This window comes from Desulfofundulus sp. TPOSR, from assembly GCF_011393055.1.
In the GTDB taxonomy this organism is placed as follows: Bacteria; Bacillota; Desulfotomaculia; order Desulfotomaculales; family Desulfovirgulaceae; genus Desulfofundulus; species Desulfofundulus kuznetsovii.
On sequence record NZ_JAAOEF010000001.1, the window covers coordinates 1342243 to 1357081 of the forward strand.

General features: G+C 53.5%; 21 protein-coding genes. All 21 read right to left on the reverse strand.

Going from position 1 to position 14839, the window contains the following annotated elements:
* Positions 1 to 5 precede the first annotated feature (5 nt).
* The 21 genes from G7K71_RS06565 to G7K71_RS06665 all read right to left on the reverse strand — a co-directional run bounded on the left by G7K71_RS06565 (position 6) and on the right by G7K71_RS06665 (position 14794).
* Positions 6 to 401: a pyridoxamine 5'-phosphate oxidase family protein gene (locus G7K71_RS06565; protein WP_166344405.1), complete on the reverse strand. Its 396-nt coding sequence runs from the start codon at positions 399 to 401 to the stop codon at positions 6 to 8.
* A 48-nt stretch (positions 402 to 449) separates the two neighbouring features.
* Positions 450 to 1385 (reverse strand): tetrahydromethanopterin S-methyltransferase subunit H, encoded by a 936-nt coding sequence (locus G7K71_RS06570; protein WP_166344407.1) that lies wholly within the window; start codon positions 1383 to 1385, stop codon positions 450 to 452.
* Between the two features lie 15 nt (positions 1386 to 1400).
* On the reverse strand, positions 1401 to 3350 hold the full coding sequence (locus tag G7K71_RS06575) for an ASKHA domain-containing protein (protein WP_166344409.1): 1950 nt from the start codon (positions 3348 to 3350) through the stop codon (positions 1401 to 1403).
* An 18-nt stretch (positions 3351 to 3368) separates the two neighbouring features.
* Complete coding sequence (locus G7K71_RS06580; RefSeq protein ID WP_166344411.1) at positions 3369 to 4034, reverse strand: corrinoid protein; 666 nt, start codon at positions 4032 to 4034, stop codon at positions 3369 to 3371.
* A 395-nt stretch (positions 4035 to 4429) separates the two neighbouring features.
* Complete coding sequence (locus G7K71_RS06585; RefSeq protein WP_166344413.1) at positions 4430 to 5254, reverse strand: ABC transporter substrate-binding protein; 825 nt, start codon at positions 5252 to 5254, stop codon at positions 4430 to 4432.
* A 16-nt stretch (positions 5255 to 5270) separates the two neighbouring features.
* Positions 5271 to 6293, reverse strand: coding sequence for a GTP-binding protein (locus G7K71_RS06590; protein ID WP_166344415.1), 1023 nt, complete (start codon positions 6291 to 6293; stop codon positions 5271 to 5273).
* Positions 6294 to 6309: 16 nt separating this feature from the next.
* Positions 6310 to 6609 carry a hypothetical protein gene (locus G7K71_RS06595; RefSeq protein WP_166344417.1) on the reverse strand — a complete coding sequence of 100 codons (300 nt, stop codon included), beginning with the start codon at positions 6607 to 6609 and terminating at the stop codon, positions 6310 to 6312.
* A gap of 14 nt (positions 6610 to 6623) precedes the next feature.
* Complete coding sequence (locus tag G7K71_RS06600) at positions 6624 to 7595, reverse strand: AAA family ATPase (RefSeq protein ID WP_166344419.1); 972 nt, start codon at positions 7593 to 7595, stop codon at positions 6624 to 6626.
* 48 nt (positions 7596 to 7643) lie between these two features.
* Complete coding sequence (locus tag G7K71_RS06605; RefSeq protein ID WP_166344421.1) at positions 7644 to 7856, reverse strand: hypothetical protein; 213 nt, start codon at positions 7854 to 7856, stop codon at positions 7644 to 7646.
* Between the two features lie 83 nt (positions 7857 to 7939).
* Complete coding sequence (locus G7K71_RS06610; protein ID WP_166344423.1) at positions 7940 to 8155, reverse strand: hypothetical protein; 216 nt, start codon at positions 8153 to 8155, stop codon at positions 7940 to 7942.
* An 80-nt stretch (positions 8156 to 8235) separates the two neighbouring features.
* Positions 8236 to 9120 carry a TIGR03905 family TSCPD domain-containing protein gene (locus G7K71_RS06615; protein ID WP_166344425.1) on the reverse strand — a complete coding sequence of 295 codons (885 nt, stop codon included), beginning with the start codon at positions 9118 to 9120 and terminating at the stop codon, positions 8236 to 8238.
* Positions 9121 to 9123: 3 nt separating this feature from the next.
* Positions 9124 to 9426: an HUIPC motif thioredoxin-like (seleno)protein gene (locus tag G7K71_RS06620; RefSeq protein WP_166344427.1), complete on the reverse strand. Its 303-nt coding sequence runs from the start codon at positions 9424 to 9426 to the stop codon at positions 9124 to 9126.
* Between the two features lie 37 nt (positions 9427 to 9463).
* Positions 9464 to 9727 carry a hypothetical protein gene (locus tag G7K71_RS06625; RefSeq protein ID WP_166344429.1) on the reverse strand — a complete coding sequence of 88 codons (264 nt, stop codon included), beginning with the start codon at positions 9725 to 9727 and terminating at the stop codon, positions 9464 to 9466.
* Complete coding sequence (locus G7K71_RS06630; protein ID WP_072869504.1) at positions 9715 to 9987, reverse strand: thioredoxin family protein; 273 nt, start codon at positions 9985 to 9987, stop codon at positions 9715 to 9717. Before G7K71_RS06630 ends, G7K71_RS06625 begins: the two co-directional genes overlap by 13 nt.
* Position 9988: 1 nt before the next feature.
* Positions 9989 to 10258, reverse strand: coding sequence for a thioredoxin family protein (locus G7K71_RS06635; protein ID WP_166344431.1), 270 nt, complete (start codon positions 10256 to 10258; stop codon positions 9989 to 9991).
* Positions 10259 to 10317: 59 nt separating this feature from the next.
* A complete protein-coding gene (locus tag G7K71_RS06640) occupies positions 10318 to 11157 on the reverse strand; it encodes an MIP/aquaporin family protein (protein WP_166344433.1) in 840 nt (279 codons plus the stop codon).
* On the reverse strand, positions 11154 to 11483 hold the full coding sequence (locus tag G7K71_RS06645) for a hypothetical protein (RefSeq protein WP_166344435.1): 330 nt from the start codon (positions 11481 to 11483) through the stop codon (positions 11154 to 11156). The genes G7K71_RS06640 and G7K71_RS06645 overlap by 4 nt, the downstream gene beginning before the upstream one ends.
* Positions 11480 to 11884, reverse strand: coding sequence for a hypothetical protein (locus G7K71_RS06650; RefSeq protein ID WP_166344437.1), 405 nt, complete (start codon positions 11882 to 11884; stop codon positions 11480 to 11482). Before G7K71_RS06650 ends, G7K71_RS06645 begins: the two co-directional genes overlap by 4 nt.
* Positions 11885 to 11996: 112 nt before the next feature.
* The gene (locus G7K71_RS06655) at positions 11997 to 12932 is read right to left on the reverse strand and encodes a uroporphyrinogen decarboxylase family protein (RefSeq protein ID WP_166344439.1); all 936 of its coding nucleotides are present in this window, start codon (positions 12930 to 12932) and stop codon (positions 11997 to 11999) included.
* A 379-nt stretch (positions 12933 to 13311) separates the two neighbouring features.
* The gene (locus tag G7K71_RS06660; RefSeq protein WP_166344441.1) at positions 13312 to 13995 is read right to left on the reverse strand and encodes a B12-binding domain-containing protein; all 684 of its coding nucleotides are present in this window, start codon (positions 13993 to 13995) and stop codon (positions 13312 to 13314) included.
* Between the two features lie 109 nt (positions 13996 to 14104).
* Positions 14105 to 14794, reverse strand: a complete 690-nt coding sequence (locus G7K71_RS06665; protein WP_166344443.1) for a B12-binding domain-containing protein — start codon at positions 14792 to 14794, stop codon at positions 14105 to 14107.
* Between the last annotated feature and the right edge of the window lie 45 nt (positions 14795 to 14839).

The following is a 14839-nucleotide window of genomic DNA, read 5'->3' on the forward strand; positions in this document are numbered from 1 at the left end:
CCTCCTTAACAAATTTTTTCACCCGGGTTGCGCACAGACAAATCGTAAATTTCTTCCACGATAATTTTGACCGCTGCCTTCGGCTTGGGCAGGCCCATTTGAGCAAACTTTTCGGCAAAACGGTCATAAAGTGGCCCTTCGGAGAGCAGCTCAGCCCGGCCCATGAACCGGTAGCCTTTCAGCGCCTGGCGGTCGGTAACCACCACCGCCACCTTAGGGTTTTCCAGCAGGTTGCGGTAGGTCTGTTTGCCTACCAGTTCCCCGTAGGCCAGTGTTTGCTCATCAAGCACCAGCATGGAGCCCTTGGGGGCAGCGGAAGGCTGCCCCGTTTTATCGGCGGTAACAATAAAACACTGCTCCTTTTCAACCATATTCCTCATTTCTTCATTAATTTTAGGCATAACCGGTAATCCTCCTTTTTTTGACATCCGGCACGCGGTACAGCCTGATCACTGCAACTGCTTCACAAAGTCTGCAAAGAATTTGTACAGGGGGTGATCCTGGTTCGGCGGCAGTTTACCCGTTTCGTCGTAAACCAGTGTTGACAGCATCAGACTGGCGGTGGTGACGGCAGGGATAATTTTCGGAATGTTGACAATTGGACCGCTGAACAGCAGGTCGCTCCAGAGCAGGGCGGCAATGGCCTGCCCGGCGGCATTCATAGCGTTGAAACCTTCACTGCCCCACATTTCCCGGGCCGCCTTCCACATGTAGGTGCCGTTGGAGGAAGCCACCCCGGCGGGCCAGCCAAACTCCTCCTTGACCAACCGGCAGGCAATACAGGAGAAAGAGGTGGAGGGCAGGTTCATTACGGCAGTATCCACCAGGATGGTTTCAAAGGTATCCTCGCCAATTATGTCCAGCATCTTCTTGAGCCCGGTTACCCGCCCTTTGGGGGTCTGGTCTTCCTGGTTGAAGGCCTGGACCACCACGTGCTTGATGCCCAGTTCCTTCAGACGGGCCACCTGGCCGGGGATGTCCTTGTCCCAGGGGGTGATGCTGTTGTACAGCACCCGGTCCTGGATGCCCAGCCGGGCAATGTATTCGGCCACTTCCAGGCGGGTTTTTTCCACCCACATGTCGATCCCGAAGGGCTGGTCGCTGATGCTCAGGAAAAAGTCAATGTAGGTCTTCATCTCATCCAAAGACGTGGCCACCATGGCCACCAGGGCCGGTACGCCCGTTTGGGCCGAAAGTTCTTCCTGCCGCTTTACGTATTCCGTGGCTTTTTCCCGGTTAAATTTCCTCTCCTTGCGGGATTCCAGAATTTTATCGCCATTATGAAACATGGAGGAAATCAGCAGGGGCGGGTTTTCCCCGGGCTGCCCGCCGATGTTCCACCGGCCGATGCGGCACACCCGCTGGGGACGGCTCAGTTTAAACATGCAAAACTCCTCCTTTTACCGTTTGGGAATGGCATCCAGGATGTGCTGGATATGCGGGAACTTATCCGTTGAGTGCGGTAACGCCATGGCGGCGGCAAAACGGGTCTGGAAGTCCGGCTCAATGGCCGTTTCCACAAATTCCACCTGCCGGGCAATCCAGGCCGCCTCTTCCCGCTTGCCCACGTCCAGCAGGGCCAGCTTGGCGCCGTCCCCGGCAGCGTTGCCCACGGCCTGCACGTTTTCCAGATCACAGTCCGGAAACATACCGATGACCATGGCGCTTTCCCGATCAATGTAACTGCCAAAGGCGCCGGCCAGGGTGACGCTGTCCACCTTATCCACGCCCAGCTTCTCCATCAGATATTTGGCCCCCACGTACAGGGCCGCCTTGGCCAGTTGCACCGCCCGGACGTCGGCCTGGGTGAAGGTGATATCCTTGCCGATGGCCGTTTCCTCGGCCCAGGCCACCACAAACTCCGGTTTACCGTCGGCACCGCGGCGGACCCGGGGGTGATTGATCTTCATGTTAAACCGGCCGGAGCGATCGATGACGCCGGAACGGAAAAGCTGAGCCACCATATCGATAATCCCGGAACCACAAATACCTTTGGCCTCAGTTTTTTGAATTTCCGGGTACCACTTCTCCTGTCCGATAACCTTGTAGGAAACCTCCAGGGTTTCGGGGTTGATGCGTATCTTTTCAATGGCTCCCGGTGCGGCACGCATGCCGAACTTGATCTGGGCCCCCTCCAGGGCCGGGCCGGTGGCGCAGGAAGTGCAGAGCAGACGCTTTTCGTTGCCCAGATCGATTTCCCCGTTGGTACCGATGTCAATGATGAGGCGGATTTTCTCCGGTTCCCGGTAAGGTTCTTCGGCAATGAGCACGGCCACGTTGTCCGGGCCGACAAAGCCCGATTCCACGGGAAGGGTATGGATGATGGCGGCGCGACAGATGTTAACGCCCAGATCGCGGGCCTTGATGTTCCTTGATTGCTTGGTCCCCGGGGCAAAAGGAGAACGGCCGAGGAATTTGGGATCAATACAGAGGGCGATATGCTGCATGGCGGTGTTGAAGACCAGGGTCATATCTACGATATCGGTGGGCAAAAGGCCGACCTTTTCGGTCATGCGCTGGGCCAGGGTGTTCAGCCCTTCGATAATGGCCTGGTGCATTTTCTCCAGACCGTCCTCATTCATCATGGAGTAGGTAATCCGGGAGAGCACATCTTCGCCGTAGCGCACCTGGGGGTTCATCATGGAGTCAACCACCAGCACCTGGCCGGTGCGTAAATCGCAGAGGTAGGCGGCCACCGTGGTGGTACCGATGTCCACCGCCAGGCCGACCAGGGTATCCTTTAAGCCCGGTTCCACCCGGATGATTTCTCTGTCACACCAGACAGTCGCCGTGACCTTCCACTGGCCTTCCCGGATCGCATTGGGCAGGTCCCGCAGCACAAAATAGTCGATTTCCAGGTCTAGCGGCAGGCCGTGCTGATCATGAAGGGCTTCCCGCAGGCGCTCGAAATCCCCCCGGTGGTCCTCCAGGGTGGCTTCCGGCATTTCCACATAATATTTGCGTACGGCGGGGTTCAGGTTGAATTTCCGTTCCTTGCCGGTTTCCAGCACCACCTGCTTGGCTCCCCTGCTTTCTTCGGGCACGAAGACCAGTACATCCCCCAGCACTTCGCAGCAGCAGGCCAGACGGTAATTGTCCGCCAGTTCCGCTTCGGTAAGGCAATCCCTTTCTTCCTCCTGGAGTGGGGAAAGATGCTCCATGCTGGAGTCGATGCCGAATTTTTCAAAAAAGCCTTCTTCTATTTTAACCTTGCATTTCCCGCAGACCTTGGCGCCGCCACAGAGGTTTTCAATGTCTACGCCCAGCTCCCTGGCCGCTTCCAGCAGGGTGATGCCGCGCTCCACCATTCCCCGGCGGCCGGAAGGCTGAAAGATTACCTGGTGCTGCACTTTTGCTTCATCCTCCCTCTACAACTCTCTCAAAGAAGCGATCATGTTTATGGCTTCCTTCAGGGCGTTGCTGGCATCTTTGGCATAACCGTCCGCGCCAAAACGGTCGGCAATCTCATCGGTTACCGGAGCGCCGCCAATCATAATCTTAGCCTTGGGGTTCTTCTCCTTAATAGCTTTAATAATATCTTTCATGCCCACCATGGTGGTGGTCATCATGGCCGAGAGGGCTACAATCTCCGAATCGGTTCTCAGTTGTTCCTCCACGAACTTCTCTAAGGGCACGTCTTTGCCCAGGTCGTGCACCTCAAAACCGGAAGCTTCAAACATGATCTTCACCAGGTTTTTGCCGATATCGTGTACGTCTCCCTGCACTACTCCCATAACCACCTGACCTTTTACCCCGCCGTCTTCTTTCGTTGACTTCATATGAGGACGGAGTATTTCCAGACCGGCGTACAAAGCATCGGCGCACATGAGAAGCTCGGGGACAAAGTACTCCTGTTTTTCATACAAGTCACCTGCTTCCTTCATACCGGCCACCAATCCATCAAAAACCGCCTTATTTGCGTCCACCCCTTCATCCAGTGCCTCCTGAGCCGCCTGGCGCACCATTTCTTCATCATAATTGAGTACGCCCTTGGCCAGCCTCTCCAGAATGTCTTTTTCCCTGTCCATTGTCATTTCCCATACTCCTTTCTTTTTGTTTAAAATAATTGTTTTCTTAACCGAACGGTTAACACTTACAATTTGGTCGGCCTGCAACGTCAGGTAGCAAGCCACTGTTTAAAGTCTCTAAAAAGTTAAACTTTTTAGTAATCTCCCCGCGTTAAGACCCAAAAGCCACGGCCGGAAATTTGCCCCTCCTTTTCGTCCGGTTGCTCTACCCCCCTTTTTTATGTAAATTTAAATTACACTTGCATGATTATAGCGTTGATAATTATTGCTCTACTACTAAACTTTTAACCACAACATACCCTACTTCCTTTAAAAATACCCTGCAGGAATTGTAAAACGGTTGCCGCCCCAGCGCAAGATTCTTTCCTTCAACGGGCAAAACAACTCCGTGAATGGTTTATTTAGCCGGTTAGCGGTTGAGAAACTTTTTGCAGCAGTTGGGCCACCCTCTCCATCCCGTCGATTAGGCGTGGCCCGGGCCGGCACAACCAGTGGCAGGGAACGGCATGGACGCATTTCTTCTCTACCGCGTCAACCCCCGTCAACAAGGGGTGGTTCAGCATGACTGCCGCATCCCGTACGCAGGGGCGTTCCGGCAGGTCGCAGCCCGGGCACCTCTTTTTTGGCGGTTCACCGGAAACCCGACCGCAGGCCAAAATTACCTCCGGGTTAAAGCGACGTACCCCGTCCCGGGAAAGCAAAAGGGCGGGTTCGTGCGCGGGGGCGGGCAAAAGTTCCGCCCCGGCCACTCTCAGGGCGTCATACTGGCAGGAAGCCGGTCCGGGCGTAACCAGGGTCTTCTCACCCATGACAAAAAGAACCCTGATACGGGAACGGCGTGCCACCTTTTCGCGGAGCCCGGCTACTCTGGCCCTGAACGTGGCCACCACCGAACGGCCCGCTTCACCGGCCCGTGTAATACGCACTATCTCTTCCATTCCCTCCAGCAGTTCCGCAACCCGGCGGGGTGCAAAGTCAAAAACCGTTACTCCCGCCCGGCGCAGCTCCTCCACGCAACCCCGGTGTATAGCTCCCCCGGCCAGGACCAGGTCGGGCCGCAACGAGATAATCCTGCCCACGTCTGGACGGTTAAAAAGACCAACCTGTTCTTTACCCGTTGCCTGTGGTGGGTAATCACAGTGGGCGGTAACCCCCACCACCTTCTCGCCAAGCCCCAGGGCGAAAAGGGTTTCCGTATGACCGGGTACCAGCGAGACAATACGCATAATTACCTCCTGCAAACTACCGTTTTTGAAAAAATTCCTGGCGGTTGATTTCCCCCGTTTTCACAAAATTAAAATCGCCCATAAGCTTATCCACTGCCGGCATGATTTGCGGCGGGGCAATAAAGACCAGTACATTGATCTGGTTCTCCTTCACCGGTACGTCCTGTATCTCAATGCTGCACTGACCCATCACATAGTTGTACAGGTGAAGCCGGCCCTCTATTTGCACAAAGCCCTTTGCCCGGAGCACTTCCCGGGGTAACCGGGCCGTCATTTCCCGGAGATCGGATGGCGCGCCTCCCTTCCAGAAAAAGGATGCAGACATTAGCAGGTCGGGGGGCGTAAGGGATTCATGAATATCGGACAACAGCTCTTCCACGTACCGTTCCAGTTCCTCTTCGCTCATTGGCCGCCCCGGTTCATACTTCGCGCCTTCAAGCGGCTGCTCCAAAGATAAAAGCTCGGCCACGTTTATATCGGCATATGTTGCCTCGTAAAAACGGGGATCGGGGTGGTACTTTTTTACGAGATTTTTTATTTCTTCAACCTGCTCCCGGGAAGCCAGGTCGATCTTGTTGATAATAAATCTGGTGGAGGAGGATATCTGCTTTTCCACCGAAGCATAGACCTGGAAGGCATCCAGGAAGTTGGCCGCATCGATAATGCAAAACTGCTCTTTAAACTGAAAACGGCCCTTAAATATGGGCAGGTTCAGGTCCTTTTTGAGGTCAACGGGATTGGCTACACCGGTAGATTCAATCAACAAAATGTCCGGCTTGATTTTTTGGGCAATCTCGTAAAGGCCCTTGATAAAATCCGTTTTTACGCAGGCGCAAAAGATGGACCCCTTGCTGATTTCCAGAATATCCAGATCTTCACCGACCACCAGCGTACCGTCAATGCCAATTTCACCAAACTCATTCATTAATATCATCAATTTCCGGTCCCTGGGGAACTGGCGGATGAGACGGTTCAAAAAAGTGGTTTTGCCGCTGCCCAAAAACCCGGTAATGAGATAAACGTCCGTGAAGTTAGCCATGGTTTCCCCCCCCTGGCTACCATTCATACAATGGTATTGCTTTTTTAGCCTCGCCCTGCAACTGCATAATGTTATGGCAAAATTTACACACGGCCAGGACGTCTTTAGGCTGCAATTCACTCCATATCCTGCGGTAGAAATCCATATCTGTCCAACCCAGATCTTCTTCGTTCAGTTCCTCCGGCGGTTCCAGCGGCCTGATGCGGTCGTTCTTGCCGCAGTAGGGGCAGATAACCCCAAACAAAACCATGTCCGTCCTGGGAAGCCCCAACTTAAGGACCAAATTCCTGAATTGTTCGATGGTTGCCAGTTCCATGTAACTCGCCCCTCTTAACAACAACATTGGTAAGCCCTTAGGATGCGTTCGTCCATGTCAAAGTAGAACTTCGCGTAGGAGGTGCCGTCACTGCGGGCGCGAATCCCGTGCAGGGTATCGGCCAGCTCAATGGTGCTTCGCAAGTGGGTGATCATGATCAGCTGCCTGTTCCGGGCCAGTTTCTTGAATAGCTGCTGCATATGGTGGTGATATATCCAATCCAGGGCGGGCTCCACTTCGTCCAACAGGTAAAAGGGGCTCTGCAATTCCTCAAAAAGGGCCAGATTGGCGGCCAGCGAACAGATTGTTTTCTCACCGCCGGAAAGAAGGAGCGGGTTCTTTCTTCCTTTTCCAGGAAAAACGACTTCAACGGCCAGGCCGGGTTCACCACCGGTATCAACCAGGAACAGCTCGCCCCCGCCCTCCGGGACAAGTATGCTCAAGAAATTCTTGAAATGGGCGTTAATCCTGCCGATTAGTTCTCCATCCACCTTTTCATTGAACAATGCTTTCACATATCTAAACCGGTCCGCGGGTCCCAGCTGCAGAAAGCTTTCCACCTGCCCCTGCCGGATCACTGTTTTTGTAACATTTTCCAGTCCCAGTTCGTTTATTTTCTGGTAATAACCGGCGGCCGCCAGCTCAACCTCGTTAAAGAAGAATTCTTCCGTTCCCTGGCGGCGGGCCTGCCGGGTCAGCTTAACCTGCGGGGCTTTTTTATCCTCACCCAGCTTAATGGTCAGGGCCACCCTGGCCGTTTCCGCCGGAGGGTATTCCTGCGACCCGCTGAAAAACAGGTCCCCATATTGCTGGCAGCGCAACCGCTGCAGATCACTCTCGCCCAGGGCCCAGGCAATGGCATCCAGTACATTTGTTTTGCCCACGCCATTATTACCGATGATCACTCCAATGCCGGACTTAAAATTAACCACCGTTTCCGTGGCGTAGGATTTAAAACCGGTCAAGGTAACTTCCTGCAGATACACCGGGCTCCCCCCTGCATCTCCCCATTGAAAATTACCTAATCAAATTACCTAATCTTTGCGTTTCAAAATGGCGGCAATCAACTCATCCTGGGGAGGAATGGTGGACTCATAAACCACTTCCTTGTTCAGGGCAAGGGCAGGTATGACCCTGGCTCCCAGCTCCAGTTTGCGGTTGATTCCCTCCAGGGTCTTCACATTCCAGATAAACACTTCAATGCCGTCCTGTATTTCCTGCGGTAAGACCCTTACCGCTTCGGCCATATATGGCCCGGACGCTCACTGGTCGGTGAGCAATACCTCCACAATAACCTTTGACATAATTTTCCCCCACCACTGCACCAGCATTAACCGGCATATCTTGCTTTAATGGCCGCGATCAAATCTTCCTGCGGCGGAATAACGGCTTCAAAGACCAGTTCGTTGTCCAGGGCTATGCTGGGCAGGGATTTCGCCTTTAACTCCAGGAAACGTTTTATCCCTTCCCGCGTCCTCATGTCCCACTCGTGGACCTCGATCATGTCCTTAATTTCCTGCGGTAAAGCCTTTACCGCTTCCGCCATGTAGACGCAGGCCGCTCATTGCCGGAAATCGGTCAGCAGCACATCCACCAGTACCCGGCGCACATCCCTTTCCCTCCCTGCTATACCTTCACCGTTTCAAAGGAAACTTGTAATTCTTCCCCTGCCCATTCCAGCAAGACGTATTTAAACTGGCCACCCTCTTTTACAGGACCCACGTTAATGAAGTCCACTTTGCCCAGGCGCACATGTTTCCACTCATTGGTGAAAGCAAAGAGGATCACATCGACAGAAAACTGTTCGGTCATGGTTTCAAGGGCGGGAAAGACGCTCTCATTGCGCAGGTAGTCGGATAGATTGCTCACCATGAGCAATTCCAGGGAATAGGGCGCAAAATCCGAAAAGCCGCTTAACTCCTGGATAAAACCGCTGTAAAACCCCAGGACACGGCACCGCCCCAGTTGAAACCGCAGATAGAGGGGTGCCCGCCGGAGAAATTCTCGATTCTCCGGTTTGGTACAGGGGAGAGTACGGTCAAATGGGCCCTGTACAAAAACCAACTTCTCCCTTCGCACCAGTTCAACCACCCCGTCGTTGTCCCCTGCCGGACCGGTAAGGTTACCCAGGCAGAAAACGGCTTCAACAGGCTGGCGCAACGCTACCCGCAATGCCTCAACATTTCCGTTTACCTCGGCAATTACCGCTACCCTTTGATAGGACGCTGGAGCTTCATAAACAGTGATCGGCTCCTCTTCCCTGAGCTTCCCCTCCCGGGCCAACTGGATGGCCTGGAATAGCTGGTCGGGGCAGGATGTGTCATTCCGGCATTGAATTCCTTTCAGGAGGGGGAGCACTTCACTTAGCTCCCGGCCCTCCAGCAGGCGGCCGATCAGCTGGGCGTTGCCCCGGCAGCCTCCACCCATAAACCGCACACCGGTCAGGACATTCCCCGACAATTGAAAGTGGATTTCAGGCGGACAAATCCCCCTCGTCTTGTATATATACATGAACTATTCACCCGCCTGTAAGAGCCCCTGCAGGGTCTGTTTTAGCTCTTCCACCGGCGGTGTGGTGCTGAAATACAACCTTCCGTTAATGAAAATGGACGGGATGGGAGCCGGCCCGCCCAGCCCTTCCGACAGCTCCTTGTAACGACGGCCGCCCCTTTCCTGCCGGAGGTAGACCAGTTCCAGCTTAACCCTGTCCCCCAAACCGCTTATAGCTTCCTCCACGGTTTCCAGCATATAAACGCAGGGAATACAATGGTCGCCCTCATACATGATTTCAATAAGGATGGGTCTCACCTTTTTCACTCCCCGGGCCTGCCTTTACAGTGCCGGCGGCAGGCTTTTACATGATCCCGCATTCCCGCAGGGCGGCCACAACCGTTTCCCTGTCGGGACACACGCCCATGATTCTGACCAGGTCACCCACAATTATAGCTGGGGTGGCGGATATTTTCAGTTCCTCCAGGCGAGGGGTCGGCCCCCTGTGAATAGTAATGGCCACCTTTTCGCCAAATTCCCTCTGGATACCCTCCAGCAACCGGGACAGGACAATGCCACCGGAACAGGGTGGGACGGACAAAAAGGCCTCAATGCTTACTTTAGACATAATCCACCCTCCCTCAATGCGTTCAAAAGGGTAAAACGGGTGGGAACAACTCCTTCGATTTTAATATAACCGTTGATCACCACCGCCGGAACGCAGAACATGTTGTATTCGTTAAACTTCTCCAGCCCCTCTTCACCCACATACTTTTTAAAATCTATTTCCCCTCCGTATTCGCCGGCCACTGCCTCACAAAGTTTGATCATCTCCAGGCACCCGGGACAGGGAGGATTACCGCTGAAGACCTCCATTTTAACGGGCACGTCAATCCCCCCTCTCTTTCTTGATCAGCTCCACCAGTTCCGGTTCCGTAAGCAACCTGCCGGCAGCCACCATCCTGCCGTTTATCACCACGGCGGGAGTGATCATGACCCCGTATTTTTGTCCTGTTTCCGAAAAGGCATCCTGTTTTTCCACCGTCACTTCTCCCGGAGGAAATTGAGCCGCCGCCTGCCGGGCCTCCTTTTCGGCCCGCAGGCATTTCTGGCATGGAGGTGAGGTGCCAAAGACCAGTATGCTCACCCTGTTTCCCATTTTCATCTTCCTTTCCGGCGTTGCTTTCTTAATATCACCCGGATTACACCCGTACCATGCTACGGGGAAAAATGATCCTTGCAACTGCAAGCGCCGTGCTTACCGCGCATCAAGGGCTCCAGCAGCTTGTGGAACAACAGGGATGCCAAAGAACCGCCTACCAAAGGGGCAAGTATATATATGGTGAAAAAACCACCCCGGGGACCGGGAATGGCCACCTTCCCCCAACCGGCCAGAAAGGCAAACAACCTGGGGCCGAAATCCCGGGCCGGGTTGAATCCAGCCATGGTCAGGGGAGCAAAAATGCTGATCAGAACAGTTATGGTCAGTCCGATTAAAATGGGCGCTACGTCGCTGGAAGGCCGACCCACATTGCATCCTTCAGTCAGGGCGAAAATAATTAACACCAGCCAGAATGTACCCAGAGCTTCCACCGCAAAAGCACCTGCTGGAGAAACAGAACAGAGCACGGGGGAAGACGGATTGGGATAATATTCGCCGAAAAGCATGGCGGTTAGCACGGATTCGGGAGCACCGCGCACAATATGCCGGGCAGCTTCCACAACGGCCATAGAAGGGGAAAAAATGGCATAAACGGCAGCACCGGCCAGAAAACCACCAGTTAACTGGGCCACCCAGTATACGGGCAGTTTTCTCACGTCCATACGACCGGCAATGACCATGGCCAGACTGACGGCCGGATTTAAATGGGCGCATGAAAGATGCCGGGTGGCATATATGGCCAGAGTCACGCTAATCCCCCAGACCACGGCCACTTGAAAAAGTCCTGTATGGGCCGAAAAAAGCACTGTTACAGCCACCGTGCTGCACCCGAAAAACACCAGCATAAAGGTGCCCAGCAATTCACCGGCGAAACTGTGCCCGTAATCCCCCGTCATTTTCCGTTCCCCCCGCGGTAAATGAAATCTTCGATGCTCTGCGCCAGTTCCTCCACCGACGGTATGCGATCAAATACCATCTCACCGTTAATAAAAATCGACGGGATGGGTGCGTGACAGTGTAGCTTTCTTACATCCTCCTCCCCGTACAGCGAAACGGAGAGCTCGTAAAACCTCCGGGCGCCTTCTTTTTGCCTGATATATACCTTTTCCCACTCAAGCAAGTTGGGGAAAAAGGGGATCACAGCCTCCACGACCTTTGCGGCATAGTAGCATGAAAGGTTGTGATCCCCCGCGTAGATTAGCTCCAGGCGCAACGACTTCATTCTACTGTAGAATCCCTTCTGGTATGCAGACCGGCGCCCGCTTTTTCCAGGTTCTCTTTAATCCGGTCGAAATCAAAGCCTTTATCACGTAAGGACAGTATTCGCTCGCGCATCTCGGGAGTGGGAGCCCTTTTGGCCAGTTCGTCAATCAGTTCTTCATACTGGGGAATAACGCTCTCGAAAACCAGATCGCCTTCAATGCAGATTGTAGGTAGTACCCGGCCATTGAGCTCTAGGAACTTCTGAATGCCGGTCTGGTTTTTAATGGACCATTCCTTGTATTCGATCATCTCCTGTACATCGGGGGGCATGGCCGCAATGGATTCCATCATGTAGCCACAGGCGGCACACTGCACGCTGTCCAGGGTAAGCACATCAATCTTGATTTTCCGCTCGGACATATTCTACCCCCCTTTACCAGGACTCGGGATACTTGGCATAGTACTTTTCAAACCACTCCCTGGCTTCCAGGATCTGCTCCATGTGTTCCAACGGAACATCATAAGGCATATCTCACCCAGGGGCGAATACATAGCCGTGCGTACCACCGGCAGCCAGGCTGACAATGGCGTCCTCCCGGGGCGAAATAATGCCCAAAGACATAGCCAGGGTCAGCTTGAGGTTGCCGCCAAAACCAACCCCGTATTTCCTGGCCAGGTCCCGCACAAAAGTCAGGTTTAACTGCTCGTCAATAGCAAATCCGTGGGTGCCAATCTGGCAAACGGACTCCAACACCTTTGTGGCGTCGCCGCAGATAAAGAAGCTGGATGTCTTTCCTCTTTCATGAATGACGGTGATGGCATCCTGGCAATAGGGGTGGACAAACTCCTTGAAAGTTTCGTTCCTGATCTGTGACGCCACCGGGTCTACGATGGCGATAATATCACAGTCCATGTCACAATACATTTCCACCGACTTCTTCACGACCTGAGCACAGAACTTTAATACATGATGTGCCTTTTCCTTGTTCTTGACCACATCGGTAAAGATACGCACACCAGCCAAGTGGCTGGCCAGGGTGAGCGGCCCGCAGGCAAGGCCCATTAAGGCACAATCCAGTTCGTCCAGCTGGGGCTTGGCAATCCTGGCGGCCTCGAAAAGCACCGGCCAGCGGCCATCGTTGGGACCGGGAACCTTCAGGCCGGCCTCTTCTACAGTCTTATCCGATAAAGGGTGAGACTGCACAGACGGTACGTTATCCTTCCAGTACTTGATTTCTAACCCCATGGATTCAGATTCCACGGAAAGATCGAAAAGCAGGGGAATCCCGTCGGCCTTATACTTCCTGGCCGTTTCAACCACACCTTTGGCAAGCAGTTGCGGGTCTTTTAGAAATTTGTCCGCCGGTTCGCCAATCACAAAGGCACAGTGGACGCCGGCATAAGGAACCCACGGTGCCCTCGGGGTTCTCTTCCCCCGGATGGCATCAATTAACATTTGCTTCGCCACATTTTACCCCCCCTACGCATAATTTCCATTAAGTCCTGCGAAGGTTTTTAGTTAATCACGAATTTTATAAATTGTCCACCTCCTTAATGTTTTAATGCTTGCCGCAGAAAGACAGCGTCACCACCTTCTTTTGGCCGTCTAGCCAGCAAAAACGGGAGTTCAATAATGTTTAAACGAAATGCTCTTTGGCTAAACAACAGGCAAAAGAAAATGCTTATACTAATTTTACTAAGCCCGGCGCTGAATGTAAATTTTTCTACCATTAATTGCAATCAGTGCCCGGCAAAAGGTCGATTTTCAGCCCCCAACGGTTACCAGGCATTTCTTTTTCGAACGTCCAGGCGTTTGTGGAGCAAAGATGCTTTTGCAGCCCCCAAGATCATCCTGCAGTACACCCGGCCAGGTGGTTTCTTACCGCCACCAGCAGGTCAATGGCCGCTTTTAAAGCCCGGGAGGCATTGGGAGCGTAACCGTCGGCTCCCCAGCGGGCAGCTACGTGTTCGGTTACCGGCGCCCCGCCCACCATAATCCGCACCTGCGGATTTTCCTCTTTTAGCCTGGCAATCAGCGGCTTCATTCTGAGCATGGTGGTGGTCATCATGGCCGAAAGACAAACCAGATCTGGTTTTAGCCTCCTGTATTCCCGGATAAAAGTTTCCAGGGGTACATCCCTCCCCAGATCATAAACCTCGAAGGAGGAAACCTCAAACATCATCTTCACGATGTTCTTGCCGATGTCATGGATATCCCCTTCCACCACCCCGATGAGCACCCTTCCCCTGACGCCCACGTCTTTTTTTACCACGTGCTCCCGGAGCAGCGCCAGGCCCCGGTAGAGGGCGTCGGCACATAAAAGCATTTCGGGGATGAAATATATCTCTTCTTCATAAAGACGGCCCACCTCTTCAATTCCCGGCACCAGCCCTTCAAAAATGGCCCTGGTGGCATCCATCCCCACTTCTATGCATTCCTTAGCCGTCTCCACCACAGCCTCCTCATCAAAACTAATTACCGCTTCCCGCAGGCGGTTGAGAAGTTCTTTCTCCTTTTGCGAACAAAGCACGCGCCATCTGCCCCCCTCCTGAAGATTTTCAACACCAGGGCTATGGAACCGGTTTAACCAGAATATTTTGAAATCATTGGCGATCCCTCAGGGTAATTCCCCGGCGCCGCTATGACTCATGACAGCTGTTTTTCACCGAAAGCATAATTTCCACTGCCTTTTTTAAAGCCTGGTGGGCGTTGGGGGCATAGCCGCTGGCTCCCCAGCGCCTGGCTATACAATCGCTTAAAGGGGCACCCCCGACCATGATTTTTACCCGGGGGTTGCGTTCCCGCAGTTCCTTGATCACTTTTTTCATTTCGGCCAGGGTGGTGGTCATCATGGTAGAAAGACAAACAATGTCGGGGCGCACTTTACGGTGTTCGGACAGGAACCGGCGCAGGGGCACGTCCCGCCCCAGATCAATTACCTCAAAACCGGCCCCCTCCAGCATCATTTTTACCAGGTTCTTGCCGATATCGTGGATATCCCCTTCCACTACCCCGATAATTACCGTACCTTTAATGCCCAAATCTTTCTTCTCGACATGTTCTTTGAAAACGGCCAGTCCCCGGTATAACACCTCGGCGCAGAGGAGCAACTCGGGAATATAGTAAACGCCCTCCTCGTAGAGCCGGCTTACCTCCTCCATCCCGGGAACCAGTCCTTCGAAGATGGCCTTGCGGGCATCCAGACCTTCACGAAAGGCATCTTCAATTGCGGCAAGCAATTCTTCCTCATCATGTTCCACCACCGCTTTTTTCAGCCTGGTCAATAAGTGCAATTTCAGTTCTTGCCATTCCCGTTCCGGCTCCAGCACCCACCCCCACCTCCGGACCTTTTAATTCTTATCCTAAAGGGGAAA